Below are 18,507 nucleotides of genomic sequence, written 5' to 3' on the forward strand. Positions count from 1 at the left end.
TAGCATCTGATACGTTTTTATCACCTTTTCGTTTCAGTTCTAAGCTTGTATAGATTGCCCAGCATTACTTTTGGAATAAGAACGTCTATATAAAAGGAGAACTCCTAACGAACACAAGCTGACAAGGAGCAACAGTCCGTATACATGCTCATAGGCTTTTGCCGGCGCAAGATCACGCTGAGCATGCAGCAACAGCCCACAGACCGCAACAGATACAGAACCTCCAAAGAACTGAATCAGTTGTAAAAGCCCCATACCTGAACCAATCCAAGTTCGCGGAAGAACCCGAGAAGCTTCATTATTTAAGGATGCCATTGTCGCCGAGAAGGCCGGAGAGAAGCAAAGATAACCAAGCAGAAGAACTACAGGAGATACAGAAAGGTTCAGCGCAAATGCAGCCATAACAGCGGCAAGAATACAATGCCCTATGATTAAGAAGCGCAAGTTGCCATACCGGTCAATAAAACGTCCAACAAAACGGGTAAGAAATGCGGATAATAACGCACCTGGTGCGATAAACAAACCAATCATCAACGCGGATTTACCAAACAGATTAGCGAGCACAAGCGGCATCAGGAACAAATTCCCCAAGTTCAGCACCAGAATACAAAAGCCTATGGTAACTAGCTTCAAGTATCCCGGCATTTTTAGCAGCTGCGGGTTAATAAAGGATTCCTTCGCCTTCTTCAAATACCAAGCGTGCACGATAATAGACACTACGCCCACTGCCAACCATACCAGAGATTGGGTGGTTACGGCTACCAGCAGACTTGCTGCATTTACAACGGTCAGCGCCGCCCCAATAACGTCAAAGCTTGCAGGCTGCGGCTGTTCCTTAGGTAATAACCGCAGTAGTACTGGCAATACAACAAGCACAAGGCAAGTAATTCCGAATAACCCGTTCCAGCCAAAATACTGACTGATGACACCACCAAAAATCGGGCCCAAACCAAAGGCCATTGCACTCCCTGCGGAGATCATGGCGATAGCCGCACCACGTCTTTCAATAGGCACATAACGGCTAGCCAGTACGAGACCCAATCCAGCCATCGCACCCGCGCCAGCAGATTGTACTATTCTCGTTATCAATAATGTATTAAAGTCATGCGCAAATAATCCAAACACTGAGGCCAACCCAAGAGTAATTAAGCCAACGGTCAAAAGTCTCCGAATCGGCACCACGTCTGATAAGCGGCTATAAATAACCGTCGATAAAGCATATCCAATCGAATAGCTCGAAATTACCCATGAACCTAGATCAGCAGAAATTTGGAGATCCTGAATAATGGTTGGAAGTGATACATTAAACATCGTTGTGTTCATCACTACGATAAAAAGGCACACGGTCCATAATGGCATGACTACTTTATCATTCATTACTACTTTCTCATTCATTCCTATCCATCCCTGTCCTAATTTATCTATACAAGCTTATCTAAGTTTATGCCTATAAAATCAGGATGGCAATTGGAATAGGGGGATTTAGACTATTTACGCCACATCAATCCGCACAACAATTCAAACAACTCCATGTAGTTGCGTGGATTTTTGCCCGTCAATGTATGAATGCGATTAAGCCGGTAGTTCAGTGTATTTCGGTGAATATTCAGCTTCTGTACAGTACGATTATGGTCCCCATTCTCAGCAATAAATACTTGCAGCGTTTCAATCAGGCCTGTCTTATCGCCCGACTGATCCAGCAGAGCATAAATCGTTCCAGGCCGTTCCGCCCCGTCATAGGAGAGATGAATTAAGAATTTTAGTTCCTCATAAGTGTACAGTTTCTTGAGCGGGTCGACTCTACTACCAACACTAATCGCCGCCTGGGCCTGTTCAAGTGAATAAGCAGCTAACTCCTCTGCTTCGCCAGAACCTATTCGCCCCACATTCGCACATGAATTTAGTTTTCCTATAAGCTCTTTATAAAGAAAAATATCCGTTATGAAAAAAACCGCCTTATCATTCTCCAAATTCCAGTAATGTGGATAAGACCTAAATACATTTTTGAATTCTTTTCCGTTCACATCGCCTTCCACAAGGATCGCCCAGCATTTTTTCTTAAGATCAAGCCCATAGCTGCCCGCCCGTTCCAGAAACTCAAGATCATATGCTTCTTTACGATAAGACAATTCATGATAAAATTTCACACGTTTTACTCGCTCATCCTGTTCCAGCTTGTTCCTTGCTTCCTGCTCAATAAGTAATATAGTAGTGACTCTGACCAGCTTACTAAACGGCCTAACCTCATCTGGATGTCCCGTAATACCTACCACACCCAAAACTTTATGATCTATAATAATGGGTTCATTCACCCCCGGCTTCATGCCGCTGCCATCCTCGTACACTTCAAAGACATGCCCACTTTGAATGGCTATTCTTGCTCCCTCATGTAAGGTTCCGACCCGTTTCAGATCTCCGCTTCCTACAATAAAGCCGCTCTCATCCATAACATTAATGTTATAAGGAACTACGCTCATCATTTCTTGTGCTATTTGTCCTGCGAGTGATTTCGATATCTTCATGTCTGTACCTCCTGTCCCTTTATATTCTACTCAGAAAGCTTCTACCTTAAAAAAGAAAAAAGGGGCTGACTCCGTTCAGTCAGCCCCTCTATCACTTTGTATAATTCAATCAGCTTCCTTGGTTCAGCATGACTAACCTAGCCACATTCTCAGCCGTTCTTTCCAAATTCTCTTGCCCTTTATTCAAGGCATCCTCCAATGAAGATGCACCTGGCATGATCCCAAAAATAGCATCAATCCCTTTATCATACAGCACTTCCGTCTGATCGCCGATCCGTCCCGCAAAGGCCAGCACAGGTTTATTATATTTCTTAGCGACCTCAGCAACGCCAAGCGGGGTCTTGCCATATTGAGTCTGGAAATCGATGCTTCCTTCCCCGGTCCACACCATGTCCGCCTGCTGCACTTTTTCTTCAAGTCCAGTATAGTCGATCACAAGCTCAATGCCCTTTTTTAATATTCCGTTTAAGAACACCACCAGTCCTGCCCCAAGGCCACCCGCTGCACCAGCACCAGGCATATCTATAATATCGAAACCCAATTGCTCTTTGATGACACTCGCATAATGATGCAGATTGCTGTCCAGCTGTTTGATCATATCCGAAGTAGCCCCTTTTTGCGGACCAAATACATTGGAAGCCCCAGTCGGACCACATAATGGATTCGTAACGTCGCAGGCCACTTCAACCTGTACATCCTTAAGGCGAGGGTCAAATCCACTCAGATCAATACGGGCTAATCTGCCGAGCTCACCACCACCAAACAACAGCTCATTGCCTTCGGCATCCAGCAGCCTGCCGCCTAATGCCTGCACCATCCCGGCGCCTCCGTCATTGGTGGCACTGCCACCGATACCGATCAGCAGCTTGCTGACCCCACGATCCAGACATGCTTTGATTAATTGTCCTGTCCCGTAGGTAGTTGTAATCAACGGGTTACGTGTCTCTGGGGATACCAGCTGAATGCCACTCGCACTAGCCATTTCCAGCACCCCTGTCAGCCCGTCTCCTGTGATTCCGTAGGATGCGCTAACTTCATTGCCCAGTGGCCCTTTAACTTTTGTTATATATACTGTACCTTCCGTTGCATCGACCAAGGACTGCATCGTTCCTTCGCCGCCATCTGCCATGGGTACATGAATACAAGTAATATTAGAATTTACTTTATGAATGCCTTTTTCCATGGCTTCACAAGCTTCTTTGGCTGTCATGCTTTCCTTGAAAGAATCCGGTGCCAATACGATGACAAAGTCTTTATTCATAGAATATCCGTCCCTTCTAGTTGCAAATATAAATTATAGGATGAAGCCGTATAATATAGTGGCGACGATAGCCATCGTCAGACCCACGAGACTTTCATAAGGAATCAGTGACATCCGGTCCTTAATGTTCATCTTAACGGAATCAGCGGTCACGTGGAAGAAGTTACCGTGTGGCAGATGGTCAATGACTGTAGCCCCGGTGTGCACCATAATTGCTGCATTTAGCGGCGCTGTGCCCATCGAAAGAATAGCGGGACCAAATGATCCGGCAGCCACGATAGAAGCCGTAGAGGTTGATGCTGTAGCAGCCGCCATCAGGATCCCTGCAATTGGCGCAAGGAACGTTCCGGAAATCCCCATAGCCGTTATTGCATCTACAACAGTAGCACTCAAATCCGATTTTGAGATAATACCAGCGATAGCACCAGCACCAATCAGGATAATGGCTGTACCTGTCATTTTATTTAACCCTGAGGTTGTAAAAGAAATGATGTTCTTCGTTTGTTTCATAGCAATCAATCCAATAATGCCGGCAAGAGGCAAGATGATCATAGAATCGACTTTAAATGATTTCAGCAATTCAATATTTAGAATATTTCCGATTGGGTTAATGGCTAGAAGTAAAATAGCGACAACTGGAGCGACGATGGCACGGCCAAAGCTAGGTTTAACCTTAGTACTGTCTTCCTCTTTAGTTACAACGTCGCCCTCTGCAATTTTCACACCTTTGTTGACCAGCAGATTAGCAATAATAACAGTGACAATCAGACCCGCAACGGCTGGGATGAATCCATGAATCATGACCTGAGCCAAATCTACATCAAAGCCTTTAGCTACGGCAATGGTGTTCGGGTTCGGTGAAATAATGTTACCGGCTTTACCGCCACCGACCAGTGCGAGCAGCAAAGCGGTTTTGGAAATGCCGATCTTCTTACCTACGGACAAAGCGATTGGAGCGACAATAATGATAGCGACTGTGATGAATACGCCTACTGCTGTAATAATCATAGTTGCCAGCGCTATAGATAATAACGCTTTCTTTTCGCCAAGCTTATCTACTATGGTCTCGGCCATTCGTTCGGCTGCCCCTGATTCAATCAATACCCCGGCCAGCACACCGGCTGCGAGAACACGTACAACTGCACCCATAACACTATTCGTTCCGTCGATGACATATTGTACTGTCTCTGCAATGGATGCCCCGCCTAATATCCCTCCGGCAATCGCGCCTAAAAAAAGTGCGTAGACCGGGTTAACCTTTTTGAAAATCAATACGACGGCCAGAATCAATCCCGCAATCGCGCCCATCCAGTTAATTACTGTGCCTTCCATCTCTAGTTGCCCCCTAGTATAAGAATTTGACACTATACAGTGTGTAATTTGATAACGCTTTCTAAACTGAGTATACTGCGCTTACAAACCCAATAATATTGACGGGACAACCTATTTTTTTGTGCATATGCACAAGCTCTGAGCATGAGAAAAAGACCAAGCTTAGGTTTCAGCACACCAGAGCTTGGTCTTTTAACATGAATTAGACGTATTAAGAAACTTGAGTTTCTTTCGTTAGAACAGGGGCAGCAGGATCTTCTGCCAGAACATTATCCTTTGTCTTGGAGAGGAAGATATTCAGCACAATCGCTGTAAGGGAACCAGAGACGATACCGTTTTGCAGCAGCATCCGAGCGAATTCAGGCAATTGATCGAACATCGCAGGTACAGTTGCCGAACCCAATCCAACAGCGATACTACAAGCGGCAATCAGCAGATTACCATCCTTGCGCAGATCTACCTCTGACAGAATCGACATCCCGGAAACAGCAACCGATCCGAACATCACGATCATCGCTCCGCCCAGTACGGCATTGGGAATAACCGTTGTCAGAGCCGCCAATTTAGGCAGTAGTCCAAGCACAACCATAATCCCGCCGGCTGCAAAAATAACATTCCGAGTTTTGACCCGAGTCAGCGAGACCAGACCTACATTTTGCGAAAATGCTGTGTACGGAAATGCATTAAAGATCCCGCCCAGCATAATCGCCAAACCTTCCGAACGCAGCCCGTTTACGATCTGCTTTTGTTCCACTTTCTGATCCGTCACTTTACCAATCGCAAAGTAAACACCTGTGGACTCCACCATACTAACAATATTAACAATGATCATAGTGAAAATAGCCGTAAGATTGAACTGAGGCCATCCGAAGTAGAAAGGCTGTGCAACACTTACCCAAGAGGCTTCACCTACTGTAGAGAAACTAACAATGCCCATTCCATAAGCAATAATTGTACCCACTAAAAGACCTATCAAGACAGATACCGAGCGAAGAAATCCTGTAGTAAAACGGTTAACCGCTAAAATGACCAGCAGCGTGATCAGTGCAAGCAACAAATTGCGGGGATTCCCAAAATCAGCGCTGCCTTCTCCGCCAGCTACGCTATTCATAGCTACAGGAATAAGAGATAACCCAATAATGGTCACGACTGAGCCCGTTACTATCGTTGGGAAAAACCTCAGTAGCTTCCCATAAAGGGGGGCCGCCAGTACCACGAATAAACCAGATAAAATAATTGCTCCGTACACCGTCGCCAAATTGTTGGCACTGCCGATAGCGATAATCGGCCCTACTGCCGTAAAGGTACATCCAAGAATAACCGGCAGCCTGCTGCCAAAATACTTAGTGCCCATAATCTGCAGCAAAGTAGCTAACCCGCAAGTAAACAAATCAGCTGCGATAAGATAGGCCATTTGGGTGGCATTCAGGTTCAACGCGTTCCCTACGATCAGCGGAACAACAACTGCTCCGGCATACATCGCCAGTACATGCTGAAATCCTAACGCAAATACTTTTTTCTTGCTTAACATCTCGCACTCTCCTTGATTGGCTCTTTTGAACTTTCATTATCAATGAAGTGAATTTCACCTGGTGACATAGATGTGATCCGGGCTAAGGCATGGACTTCTATCCCTCTATCCTCGAGTAGACTCCGGCCTTCTTGGAAACATTTTTCAATCACACAACCAACGCCAAGGAGCTCAGCGCCAGCCTCTTTCACGATATCAACCAGTCCAACAAGAGCAGCACCAGTAGCCAAAAAGTCATCTACAATAAGCACCTTATCACTTGGTCCGATATATTTTTGCGAGACACTAACCATATAATCCTCTTTGCGTGTAAAAGAATGTACCGGCGCGGAATAGACCGCTTCAGATAAGGTCACTGCTTTCTTTTTCTTCGCATATACAAACGGTACGCCTAAGGCGATGGCCGTAGCCATGGCAAATTGAATGCCACTCGCTTCAATAGTGATGATTTTAGTGATAGGCAAATGTCCGAACAACCGCTTGAACTCCTGTCCAATTTGTAAGGCAAGCTCCGTATCCACCTGATGATTCAGAAATGAATCTACCTTTAGTACCGTATCTGATAAAATAAGACCCTCTTGTCTGATGCGCTCTTGAAGTACCTTCATAGTAAACTTGATCTCTCCTTCTGAATTAAAAACAAAAAAAGGACAAATCCCTTGAGTCGTTTCTCTCAAGTGAATTTGTCCTTCTGGGTTTTTGTCCCTTAGTGGTGTAACACTGCATAGTGTCCGCATCGCTCGGTCCAGTCCTTCCATAGTCAGGAAGCGGAACCCTAGATGCGCTATTTCACTCATAGTCGGATAATTACATTGGTTATCCGGTAGAAACTTATGGGCCATATTCCCAAGATTATATGAGTTAACAAGCAAATATAAGGATAATGTATAATGTGAAACTTATATTTTTATAAATGTTCGATATGAATACCTTGTATATCTTACACGCTCTGTCTGGTGCTTACAAGCAAAATTTTAAGCAATTTGCATGCCATTTTCAGGTTATTTTCACGAAATTCAATTGTTTACATTTAGTAGTTGCTACTCCAATATCTTCTGCGCTGTTTCTTGGGTCGTTACAATTACATTCATATAGCCCCCATTTAGTGCCCCAAGGATCCCCGTTACCTTCTCAAGTGACTCCGCTACACCAATTGAATACCGTGCTTGCTTAATTTGCTCCAGCTCAATGGTCAGTGTTCGATCCGATATTCCGGTATGCACGGGAATCCCGTTGCCATCATAGAATCGTGAACAGATATCACCAGCGACCTTTCCATTCTCCAGCTCAGCAATCACTGCATCACCATAAAAACCGCGCCACGCCTCTTCCCCTTTCATTTCCGGCGATCCGATGCCGAACACAGCGATATCCAGATGGTCCCACGCCTTGGCAATGGTCTGATAATACTGGGAATTCATCAGTTGATCTCTAGTTTCCTTTTGCTCCGTGATCGCTGGAACATCAATCATTAACGAGCGCGCACCCCATTTTAGAGCAACTTGATAACAGATGTTATTTACATGGTACCCGCTCTCCATCTTTCCTGATGGGCCGCCGACCGTAGGTACACAGGTTACAAAAGGTCTCTGGGCTTGTGTTAGGCTTTCTACAACGCTAGCTAAGCTGCTTCCCCAAGAAAACCCAATCGTATCTTTCGGGAGAAGCACTTGCTCGAGCCATCTCGCACAGGCTTGTCCTATAGCTTTGCGTTTAATCGTGCTGGACTGTGCAGGATCTACCTCCACAACAATGGCTTCCCGTAGCCCGAACCGCTCCTTCAGCTCCTGCTCCAATGTAAAATGATCGCCAGTATCGTAATTAATAGTTATTGTAACGATCCCTTCTTCACGTACCCTCTTTAGCATCCTGCTGATGGTGGTGCGATATATACCAAGTTGGCTGGAGATTTCACTCTGCGTTAAATTCTGTTCATAATACATTTGTGCTATTTTAATAAGCAGCTTCTTATCTTCTTTTCGATCCATGTTACAACGCCCCCGCGTATTCAACAGTTTGACGGATTTAGACCCCCCCGCTATACTGTAGACGATTGTTTTGCACATTTATTATTATATTGCACAAATGTGCTTAATATCAAAACTTTTATGAAGATGAATGGATCAGATGGAATCAAGGTATCTCTAAATAAAAACAAAAAATCAAACAAGTGAGGTGCTGGAAATGAACCCTTTAAAGTGGGCAATTGTCGGTCCAGGAAGTATAGCTGCCGAATTTGCGGCTGCGCTGAATGAAACGGGAGGAACGTTGTATGCGGTTGGGTCGCGAAGCTTGGAGAAAGCACAACAATTCGCTAATCAATATGGAGCCACGAAAGCTTATGGAAGTTACAGTGAAATGCTGCAAGATCCTGCAATTGATGTAGTGTACATCTCTACGCCACATAGCAATCATTATGAATACATCATTGAAAGCTTACAGAATAACAAACATGTTCTCTGCGAAAAAGCAATCACGGTGAACAGCAAACAACTTCAAGAAGTCACCCGACTTGCCGCTGAAAAGGATCTGGTTGTGGCCGAAGCTATGACCATCTACCATATGCCACTGTATAAGAAACTGCGGCAGCTCATTGATGACGGCATCATCGGGCGCCTCAAAATGGTGCAGGTCTCCTTTGGCAGCCATAAAGAATATGATGTGAACAACCGTTTCTTCAGCAAAGATCTGGCGGGCGGAGCACTGCTGGATATTGGGACATATGCGCTGTCCTTCACAAGATTCTTCCTGTCCAAACAGCCCCATGAGATTCTTACTACGGTAAAACAATTCGAGACAGGAGTGGACGAGCAATCCGGTATTATTCTTAACAATGCGGCAGATGAAATGGCGGTAATCTCCCTTACAATGCGCTCCAAAATGCCTAAAAGGGGGGTGGTTGCAGGAGAACTCGGATTTATTACCGTAGACAATTTCCCGCGGGCCAGCAAAGCCACCATTCACTATTTGGATGGCACAGTAGAGACGATTGAAGCTGGAGATACAGCCAAAGCTTTGCAATACGAGATTGAAGATATGCAGCGGTATATTGCAGATAAAAGCCATAAAGAGACCCTCAACCTCTCCTTGGATGTCATGGACATTATGAGCAATGTCCGGGAGCAATGGGGGATCAAATATAGCTTTGAATAAATAAACCGTTTAGTAGGCAGCTAACTTAGGCAAATGATTGTTTTTCGAGATAGATCGCCCGTATTCATCACTTATTCCCCCCATCTGCATTAATGTTAATGAAGTCAAAGTATGGGAGAGTGAATATGGGTGGCCTATAAAAGAGACCGGATCGTTGTCATTATTCAAAAAGGAAAACGGCGCATAATTACAAGGACCCCACTCCACGGAGTGGACAGATTAGTCTTTGTCATCAACAATCAATATACGAACGCCCCCAACACTACACAAATTGCAAGCGGTGCAGGACGCAGCAGCGCAAGCGGCAATAATGCCGCCATTGCTTCTCCCTATACACGCCAACAACAAAGTGTCGGCGCAGGCGGCGATGCGACTAACCTAGGCAGTGGGGGCAACAAACGCGGCAAAGCTAAACCCCTCTTATTATATCCGTATCGCAAAGAAGTTGTGGTCGTTATCAATACCCAGACGGTTAAACTGCCTAAACGGAGCCAGAATGCCTCCGCAACTCAGGTAGCAAGCGGAGGCGGAACGTTCAGCACCGGTGGAACAAACTCCGCTATTGAAAGCCCAGGAACAAGACAGCAGCAGGCGGTTGGTGGAGGATCGGGTGGGCACGCCACTAACAAAGGCACAACTAAACGGCGCCACCTTAAACAACGGTCTCGTTAACCCTATTGGGACTATATAACAAGCATAGCAAAAAAGCATGGGCAAACCTGACGAGATCAGGGTGCCCATGCTTTTTGCGGTTTGGCGAGTTGCGCCATAGGTACTTTTTAGTACCTATAGCACTTTAAAGTACGTACTATACTTAATGGACAGATCTCTTCATAATAGCACTTACCGGCCGGTGATTAACACAGCGTAGGAGTGAAAGAAATGTCCTTAGATAAAAAAAGAAGCACCTTGGCGCTCTTAGCTCTAGCCATTAGTGCCTTTGCGATTGGTACCACTGAGTTTATCAGTGTGGGGCTACTGCCTTTAATCGCCACGGATCTGCATATACCGGTAACCACAGCCGGGTTGACCGTTACTTTATACGCTTTAGGAGTAACTTTTGGCGCACCCATCTTAACGTCGCTAACCACGTCGATATCGCGCAAAACCTTACTGCTAAGCATTATGATCGTCTTTATTATCGGCAATAGTCTTGCGGCGGCTGCGGACGGAATTACATTGCTGTTAATCGCGAGAGTAATTTCCGCTCTGGCCCATGGCTTGTTCATGTCGATTGCTTCGACTATTGCCGCCGACCTCGTGCCTGAGGATCGTAAGGCCAGTGCCATTGCCATCATGTTCACTGGACTTACAGTAGCTACTGTTACTGGCGTTCCGCTAGGTACGTTCCTTGGCCAACAACTCGGCTGGCGTGCTGCATTTGTTGCTATTATTGCTATCGGGCTTATAGCACTCATCGGCAATCTGATCCTTGTTCCTTCATCCGGGCTGCGCAAAGGTACCCATACACCCCTTCGTGAGCAAGTTAAGCTGGTCACCAATGGGCGTTTACTGCTTGCCTTCGCGATTACGGCTTTGGGCTATGGGGGCACATTTGTAGTCTTTACTTATTTATCGCCCCTTCTGCATGAGATCAGCGGCTTCAAAGAGAATACAGTCGCCGTAATCTTGCTTGTATACGGCATTGCGATTGCCATCGGGAACGTGATTGGAGGTAAAGCCGCCAACCGCCAACCGATGAATGCTCTATTCTATATGTTTGCAGTCCAAGCTGTCGTCTTATTTGTCTTAGCTTTTACCGCACCTTACAAGGTTGCCGCACTGATTACGATCTTCTTTATGGGACTGTTAGCTTTCATGAACGTGCCCGGCTTGCAAGTACATGTTGTTACGCTTGCAGATCGATATGCGCCAAGTGCACGAGATGTAGCTTCTGCATTAAATATTGCTGCTTTTAACGCTGGTATTGCCATTGGTGCGTACCTTGGCGGCATCGTCACAGATCATATGGGACTGATTCATACCACTTGGGTAGGTGCCATCATGGTTCTGTCCGCAGTAATACTGACGGCATGGAGCCGTGCTCTGGAGAAGAAAGATGAGGCTCCTCTCCAGACTAAAGCTGCTTAAAGAGCAGTCCATTAACAACCCAAACAAACTTTTAAATATCTTAGGAGGTTACTTTATTATGGCTCAACATCTACAGGATACAACTACATTACACAACGGTGTAAATATGCCTTGGCTAGGGCTTGGCGTATTTAAAGTGGAAGAAGGCGCAGAACTGATACAAGCGATCAAATCGGCTATTAGACACGGTTACCGCAGCATTGACACTGCCGCAATTTATGAGAATGAAACAGGCGTGGGACAAGCCATCCAAGAGGCTCTGCAAGAGAACAGCTTGTCCAGAGAAGAGCTTTTCGTAACCTCAAAGGTCTGGACCGCAGATATGGGCTACGAAGAAACCATTGCCGCCTACGAGGCTAGCTTAGCAAAACTCGGACTTGAATACCTGGATTTGTACCTTATTCACTGGCCTGTAAAAGGAAAATATAAAGAGTCTTGGAGAGCGCTTGAAACGTTGTATAAAGAGGGCCGGGTAAAAGCCATTGGGGTCAGCAACTTCCAGATTCACCATCTTGAAGATGTACTGAAGGATGCTGAGATTAAGCCGATGGTCAATCAAGTTGAATTACATCCTTATTTGAATCAGCAAGAGCTGCTCGACTTCTGCAAAGAGCAAGGAATCCAATTAGAAGCTTGGTCTCCGTTAATGCAAGGTCAATTGTTCGATCAGCCTGTACTGAAACAAATTGCCGTCAAACATGACAAATCCGTCGCTCAGGTTATTGTCCGTTGGGACCTGCAACGGGGGATTATCACCATTCCTAAGTCTACTAAAGAACACCGGATCGTCGAAAATGTAGACGTGTTTGATTTCAAATTATCTGACGAGGATATGACTCTAATTAACTCTCTCAACCAAGATCAGCGGGTAGGTCCAGACCCAGATCATTTTGATTTCTAAGGGATTACGCACCTTGCACTAACACTATAAGCACCGGCAACACGAGAAACGAAGCAAGCGTCGTCCACAAAATACATTTGGATACCAGCTCCGGTGAGGCATTAAAACGCTCGGCTAGCACGACGGCGTTGACGGCAACTGGCATAGAAGCCAAAATCAGCAGCACAGAGAACAAGGTTCCGGTAATTTGCAGGATCGATAATCCGAGGTAAGCCACTAGCGGCGCTAAGATTAATCGAATCGAAAGCCCAGTCCAAAAAGTAGACTGACCCTTGCGTGCGGATGGCATGTTTCTCACTTTAACCATCTGTGCGCCAAGGATCGCCAGTACCACTGGTGAATATCCTCCAGCTACCAAGGCAACCCCTGTAGCCACCTCTGCAGGCAAATGCAGGCCAAAGATACGGAGAAGAAGGGCCAACAGAGCTGCGTAAATGGAAGGAAGTGAAAAGACCGATTTTACTGCATTTTTTACCGAGAACTGAGATCTTGCTGCAAAATAAACGCCTATCGTATTCACGATAATCATCTGTCCGATCACATATACAGAGGCCTTATCGAGACCAAGCTGTCCGAAAGCTAGCAACACCAGCGGAAGTCCATAATTCACGCTATTCGTAAACGTTGAAATCAAGGTCAGACCGGATACTTCGGATGGATCTAGCTTCAATAATTTGCCGACTATATTCGCAATCGCCCATAAGAAGATTAGATTTAGAAGCGAAAAGGCGAGCGTCTTATAAATATCATCCATGGATATCTCTGCAGTAGCCAATGTATTTAAAATAATTGCCGGCGTTAAAAAGTATAGATAAAGCGTCAATAACGGCTTCGTATCCAGATTCTTAAACCGCCCAAGTAGGGCACCCACGATCACAGGAATGGACAAAGGCATGATGACTTGGTATAACGTCGATAACACACTTTGGATCATGAATAGAACTCCTCTGCTGTAGGTTACTTCAAACTATAAGCGTAACAGCGCAGAACGTCTAAGATATGAAATCAATATATCTCATAGCCAAAACCTATCATACCAGCAAAAAAGCTCCCAACCCTTACAAAGGGTTGGGAGCTTTTCGGTATATTGTTACATCATTTTGATCTCAAGCAACTCATATTTAATGATGCCCATCGGTGCATTCACACTAACAATATCGCCGACCTTTTTACCCAGCAATTCCTTGCCTAGCGGGCTTTCATAGGAAATCTTGTTATTAAGAACATCTGCCTCAGCAGCTCCAACAATTCTATATTCGATCTTCTCCGAATATTCGATGTCATTCAGAATAACAATACAACCCATACTAACCTTTGACAGATCCATTTGGCTCTCATCCACGATCTTGGCTTTGGTCAACATTTTCTCCAGAATCATAATACGAGTCTCCATGAACGATTGATCGTCCTTGGCCGAATGGTACTCACTATTTTCCTTCAAGTCTCCATAGCTGATCGCCAATTTAAGCCGTGCGGCCAATTCCTTACGCCCTGCGCCTTTCAATTCCTTCAGCTCTTCCTCTAATTGAGCCAACCCTTCTTTGGTCAAGAACACTTCTTCATTAGACATGTATACAACTCCTATTTTGGATGCTTTATAATATTTTAACCGATATATCCCAAACTTGCGAAAGATCTTACAAGAAGAAACAACATTGTCGTCCTTAAAGGACGACAACCGTTTCTCATAGAAATATAAAGATACTTTAAAGTACAAATCATATAAATGCTTATATTTTAAAAAAATCCCTGCCACAATGGAACATTGGGCAAGGAGGTCAATGCTGCTTAATTATTCTGGCAAATGCTCTTTACAAAAAAGGAGTAACGCTTCTTCCTCGTCCTCTTCCATATCGAAATCGAGCAGTTGACCTGAAGTTGTCTCCTGTAGATCATAACTTACGATGCTGACTTGATCTTCATCCACCTTAATAATCGCTCTAGCGGATACTCCGTTCTCTACATACAGCTCATCATCCTCTGGAACGTCCAGTTGAACGACAAATTCATACCGTTTACCGGTTAGTATACCGAAAGGATCTTTTACATTCTCCACATTGTAGCCCGTAAATGTCAACATAACTCAATCAACCTCTTTTCCTAATACCTGCCACGTCATTGTATCACAAAAAGTAACATATTGTTGTCGAGGTAGTCCGTCAAGCCATGGCTTTGGATTTCTTGATTTGTTTGCTTCGCAGCTGTCCGCAGGCAGCATCAATATCCACACCATGCTCCAGACGAGTGCTTACGCTGACACCCTGCTTCTTCAAGGTATCAAAAAAGGCCCGCACCGTCTCCCGCTCGCTTCTTTGATATTGGCTGTGTTCATCCACCGGGTTATAAGGAATCAAATTCACATTGACGAGTGGGCGTCGATCGCCAATCAGCTCGGCCAGTTCAAGCGCATGCTCTCTGCCGTCGTTTACATCCTTCATCAGAATGTATTCCAGCGTAATTCTCCGCTTGGTTTTCTCCAAATAATAATCTATAGACTCCATTAGCTTCTCTATTGGAATGGCCTTGTTAATCTTCATGATCTGCGTCCGCAGTTCATTATTAGGGGCATGCAAAGAAACCGCCAGGTTCACCTGCGTATTCGCATCCGCAAATTCAACGATTTTGTTAGCCAATCCGCTCGTTGATACGGTAATCCCTCTACCTGCAATTGCTAGTCCCTTGTGATCTTTGACAATCGCCAGGAAATCGAGCAGGTTCTTGAAGTTATCGAATGGCTCGCCAATGCCCATCACTACGACGTGACTGACCTTTTGATCCAGGTTCGCCGCATCCAGATGCTGCTGGACCTTCATAATCTGCTCCACAATCTCTCCGCTGGAGAGATCCCGGCTCTTCGCCAATAGCCCACTTGCACAGAAGCTACAGCCGATATTGCAGCCCACTTGCGTGGTTACACATACAGACAAGCCGTATTTCTGTCTCATAAGCACGGTCTCGATCAGGTTGCCATCCTTTAGGCGGAACAGGAACTTAATCGTCCCATCCGCAGATTCCTGCTTCACATGTTCTTCCAAGGTATGAATGACAAAATTCTGCTCTAATAATTCTACACAATCTTTATTTACATCGAGCATTTCCGAAAAGTCTGTAATCCGCTTCCGATAAAGCCAATCCCAGACCTGCGTAGCCCGAAACTTTTTATGTCCACGTTCTAACAGCCATGCCGCCAGTTGATCAAAAGTTAATCCATAAATGGATTCTATATTCATTCGTTATCCTCTTTTCAAAACGTTAAAGTTCAGACCATCACTACTCATTGTCTCAAATTTTTTTTATTAAAACAAGGGGAGTTATTGGGTTGTGTCGAAGTTTACACCATTAAAGTCTGTTCTATGAACATGTATCTAAGGAGCGATGGAATCATATGGGTTCAACAAGAATAAAAGCAATCAGCCTCACCCTTCTAGCTGCCGTTCTAATCCTTGGCGGTTTTTTAGTGTATATTACTCTCACTGACTATAAACCACAGGAGATTACTACACTTACTGTAAACAATAATCCGCAGCAAGTAATGAAGCAGGGAGAGTCCTTTTCTGTAACCACCTTTAATATTGGCTACGCCGGGTTGGATAAAGGCCAAGATTTCTTTATGGATGGCGGAACAAAGTCACGCTCAAGCAGTAGGGAACAAACGAAGATAAACCTTGAGGCCGTAGCGTCCCTTATGACAGTTACAGACTCGGACCTGTTCATGCTGCAGGAGGTCGACATCGATTCTTCCCGTAGCAACGGTATAGATGAAGTCTCTTACTTGTCGAATAAGTTCGCTGATTACAGCAATGTTTTCGCGACCAACTACAAGGTACCTTGGGTACCGCTTCCTGTTCTTGATCCGATGGGCTCGGTGAACAGCGGTTTATTAACTTTATCCCGTTTTAACAGCACAAGTAATATTAGATATGATCTCCCGGGCAAAGAAACCTGGCCTCGCCAACAATTTGATCTCGACCGTGCTTTTGTGGAGAGCAGGTTCCCCGTTGATAATGGAAAAGAACTGATTCTAGTCAATCTTCATTTATCAGCCTTTGACCAAGGCGGAACGATTCGCAAACAGCAATTGGAGTATTTATCGGCTTATATCAAGAAGGAGAATGACAAAGGGAATTACCTCATCTTAGGGGGAGATTGGAACCATTCCCTTCCGGGTACAGCTCCTGATGCTTTCGAGACAACGCAGGATTGGCCGCAATGGCTGCAGGAATTCCCTGAACATTTTCAACAGGGCTTTCAGTGGGCTGTAGATGCCAAGGTACCCTCCGTCCGGACGCTCGATGTTGCCTATTCAGAAGGTGTGAATTTCCGCGCAGTGATTGATGGCTTCCTAGTCTCACCAAACGTCAGCATAAGCGGCGTACAGGGTCATGAGTTATCCTTCGAACACAGTGATCACAACCCTGTAACAGCCACTTTTATTCTGCAATAACATGGATTCTCTGATTCTATTTAAAAACAACAAATTTCAGGTTTTTCTCTTGGAAATACTTAATGATAGCAGGCAAAGCTTCTACAGTAATCTTCTTTTCGTGAAATAGATAGACTCCGCCGGACGGATCGGCATGATGAACATATTGAAGAATATCCTCTGGGTTCTTGACGTTCCAATCCTCGGGATCACGATTCCACAATAATACCTTCATCTGCTGTTCCGTCACCTTGGCGGTTAACTTGTCATTAATCGCCCCATATGGCGGCCGAAAAATAGTAATCGGTGATTGTGTAATTTCCTCCAGCGCCTGATTAGTCTTCGCCAAGTTAATCCGGTTCTCCTCAACGCCATTAGCAGTCATTTTGCTATGATCCCACGAATGACTCCCAACCGACATCTTATGCTCATTAGCATACCTAACGGCTTCCGCATTATGAGCTACCTTATTCCCAATGAATAAAAAGGTGGCAGCCACCTTATGTTCTACTAGAATATCTACGATCTCTTTCGTATACTTTGACGGTCCATCATCAAATGACAAGGCAACATAACCCTTCGGCAAACTATACAAAAATTCATTCTCAGGTAATTCATACTTTTCGTACGGTAATGTCTGTTCTTGAGGAGGGACTGAAGGTTCTGGTGTAGGCTCGGCTTGCTGGTTATGAACCGATATCGTCTGCGCAAGGGTAACGAACGGTACCGAAAGTAATGGCTCAGAGTCGGCCTCTAATACGGGTTCGTCCAGCGCTTCAGCACTATCTACGAGTTGTCCATCCATTCGCAGAGGTAACACAAATATCAAACAAGCGAACATGAGACACAGCAGTGCAACCAGTCCAATTCGTTTGGTCTTCATTCTGCTTATCCTATGCCCTGGTTCTGTAGAGGGAAGCATGGTCTGAACTACCCTCTCCTCTTCTACTTGAGGATAGTCCTGCTGCTTTAATTGAAGAAGTTGGGTTACATAATTTTCAGAACAGGCAAAATACAATGTTTCGCTGTAAGCTCTGTTCATTATAATCAGCGTGCTGTAGTAACTATTCCGAAACGGATCCCACTTCGGATACAGCGACAATCTCATTCTCCCTCCGGAAAAGGGACCTAGCGCCTTCAATTGTTCGTATGTAAATTCATCTATGGTGAGCTTGCTTCTTGCGTACCCAACATTACGGGTTAGACCTACCTCAATCTGATAACCGGCCTGTTCATGCTCAAGCGACAGTAACTCAATCATTAGAATGGTGTCCGGTTCCTTAGATGCCATGA

At 45.1% G+C, this 18,507-nt stretch carries 17 protein-coding genes and 1 riboswitch; of the genes, 5 read left to right on the forward strand and 12 right to left on the reverse strand.

Annotation, left to right across the window (positions count from 1 at the left end):
* Positions 1 to 39 precede the first annotated feature (39 nt).
* From NST58_RS31510 to NST58_RS31540, 7 genes are all read right to left on the reverse strand, one after another.
* On the reverse strand, positions 40 to 1,395 hold the full coding sequence (locus NST58_RS31510) for an MFS transporter (RefSeq protein ID WP_248548928.1): 1,356 nt from the start codon (positions 1,393 to 1,395) through the stop codon (positions 40 to 42).
* Positions 1,396 to 1,487: 92 nt separating this feature from the next.
* Entirely contained in the window at positions 1,488 to 2,522 is a 1,035-nt protein-coding gene (locus tag NST58_RS31515) for a sugar diacid recognition domain-containing protein (RefSeq protein WP_076301496.1), read from the reverse strand.
* Between the two features lie 109 nt (positions 2,523 to 2,631).
* The gene (locus NST58_RS31520; protein ID WP_076124101.1) at positions 2,632 to 3,783 is read right to left on the reverse strand and encodes a glycerate kinase; all 1,152 of its coding nucleotides are present in this window, start codon (positions 3,781 to 3,783) and stop codon (positions 2,632 to 2,634) included.
* A 33-nt stretch (positions 3,784 to 3,816) separates the two neighbouring features.
* The gene (locus NST58_RS31525; RefSeq protein ID WP_036682204.1) at positions 3,817 to 5,115 is read right to left on the reverse strand and encodes an SLC13 family permease; all 1,299 of its coding nucleotides are present in this window, start codon (positions 5,113 to 5,115) and stop codon (positions 3,817 to 3,819) included.
* A 211-nt stretch (positions 5,116 to 5,326) separates the two neighbouring features.
* Positions 5,327 to 6,646, reverse strand: a complete 1,320-nt coding sequence (locus tag NST58_RS31530) for a nucleobase:cation symporter-2 family protein (protein WP_036682206.1) — start codon at positions 6,644 to 6,646, stop codon at positions 5,327 to 5,329.
* Positions 6,640 to 7,254 carry a xanthine phosphoribosyltransferase gene (locus NST58_RS31535; RefSeq protein WP_076181891.1) on the reverse strand — a complete coding sequence of 205 codons (615 nt, stop codon included), beginning with the start codon at positions 7,252 to 7,254 and terminating at the stop codon, positions 6,640 to 6,642. Before NST58_RS31535 ends, NST58_RS31530 begins: the two co-directional genes overlap by 7 nt.
* Before the next feature lie 168 nt (positions 7,255 to 7,422).
* A riboswitch (purine riboswitch) is annotated at positions 7,423 to 7,526 on the reverse strand.
* A 160-nt stretch (positions 7,527 to 7,686) separates the two neighbouring features.
* A complete protein-coding gene (locus NST58_RS31540) occupies positions 7,687 to 8,634 on the reverse strand; it encodes a sugar-binding transcriptional regulator (protein ID WP_339245433.1) in 948 nt (315 codons plus the stop codon).
* 196 nt (positions 8,635 to 8,830) lie between these two features.
* Here NST58_RS31540 and NST58_RS31545 point away from each other — a divergent pair, with 196 nt between their 5' ends.
* The 4 genes from NST58_RS31545 (at position 8,831) to NST58_RS31560 (ending at position 12,791) form a co-directional block, all read left to right on the forward strand.
* A complete protein-coding gene (locus NST58_RS31545) occupies positions 8,831 to 9,799 on the forward strand; it encodes a Gfo/Idh/MocA family oxidoreductase (RefSeq protein ID WP_339245436.1) in 969 nt (322 codons plus the stop codon).
* 159 nt (positions 9,800 to 9,958) lie between these two features.
* Entirely contained in the window at positions 9,959 to 10,471 is a 513-nt protein-coding gene (locus NST58_RS31550) for a hypothetical protein (RefSeq protein ID WP_254847727.1), read from the forward strand.
* 210 nt (positions 10,472 to 10,681) lie between these two features.
* Positions 10,682 to 11,890 carry an MFS transporter gene (locus tag NST58_RS31555; RefSeq protein ID WP_076124110.1) on the forward strand — a complete coding sequence of 403 codons (1,209 nt, stop codon included), beginning with the start codon at positions 10,682 to 10,684 and terminating at the stop codon, positions 11,888 to 11,890.
* 58 nt (positions 11,891 to 11,948) lie between these two features.
* On the forward strand, positions 11,949 to 12,791 hold the full coding sequence (locus NST58_RS31560) for an aldo/keto reductase (protein ID WP_076278257.1): 843 nt from the start codon (positions 11,949 to 11,951) through the stop codon (positions 12,789 to 12,791).
* 4 nt (positions 12,792 to 12,795) lie between these two features.
* On the opposite strand, the gene NST58_RS31565 is transcribed toward NST58_RS31560, so the two are convergent.
* From NST58_RS31565 to rlmN, 4 genes are all read right to left on the reverse strand, one after another.
* On the reverse strand, positions 12,796 to 13,725 hold the full coding sequence (locus NST58_RS31565) for an AEC family transporter (RefSeq protein ID WP_339245439.1): 930 nt from the start codon (positions 13,723 to 13,725) through the stop codon (positions 12,796 to 12,798).
* 156 nt (positions 13,726 to 13,881) lie between these two features.
* On the reverse strand, positions 13,882 to 14,361 hold the full coding sequence (greA, locus tag NST58_RS31570; RefSeq protein WP_036682220.1) for a transcription elongation factor GreA: 480 nt from the start codon (positions 14,359 to 14,361) through the stop codon (positions 13,882 to 13,884).
* Positions 14,362 to 14,583: 222 nt separating this feature from the next.
* Positions 14,584 to 14,871 (reverse strand): DUF6509 family protein, encoded by a 288-nt coding sequence (locus NST58_RS31575; RefSeq protein WP_036682221.1) that lies wholly within the window; start codon positions 14,869 to 14,871, stop codon positions 14,584 to 14,586.
* Positions 14,872 to 14,950: 79 nt separating this feature from the next.
* Complete coding sequence (rlmN, locus tag NST58_RS31580; protein ID WP_036682223.1) at positions 14,951 to 16,021, reverse strand: 23S rRNA (adenine(2503)-C(2))-methyltransferase RlmN; 1,071 nt, start codon at positions 16,019 to 16,021, stop codon at positions 14,951 to 14,953.
* Between the two features lie 155 nt (positions 16,022 to 16,176).
* On the opposite strand from rlmN, the gene NST58_RS31585 reads away from it, so the two are divergent.
* Positions 16,177 to 17,235 carry an endonuclease/exonuclease/phosphatase family protein gene (locus tag NST58_RS31585; protein ID WP_076191625.1) on the forward strand — a complete coding sequence of 353 codons (1,059 nt, stop codon included), beginning with the start codon at positions 16,177 to 16,179 and terminating at the stop codon, positions 17,233 to 17,235.
* A gap of 16 nt (positions 17,236 to 17,251) precedes the next feature.
* On the opposite strand, the gene NST58_RS31590 is transcribed toward NST58_RS31585, so the two are convergent.
* A complete protein-coding gene (locus NST58_RS31590) occupies positions 17,252 to 18,505 on the reverse strand; it encodes a polysaccharide deacetylase family protein (protein ID WP_339245442.1) in 1,254 nt (417 codons plus the stop codon).
* Positions 18,506 to 18,507: the final 2 nt, after the last annotated feature.

The sequence above is a fragment of the Paenibacillus sp. FSL R10-2796 genome (assembly GCF_037965315.1).
Lineage (GTDB): Bacteria > Bacillota > Bacilli > Paenibacillales > Paenibacillaceae > Paenibacillus_AQ > Paenibacillus_AQ odorifer.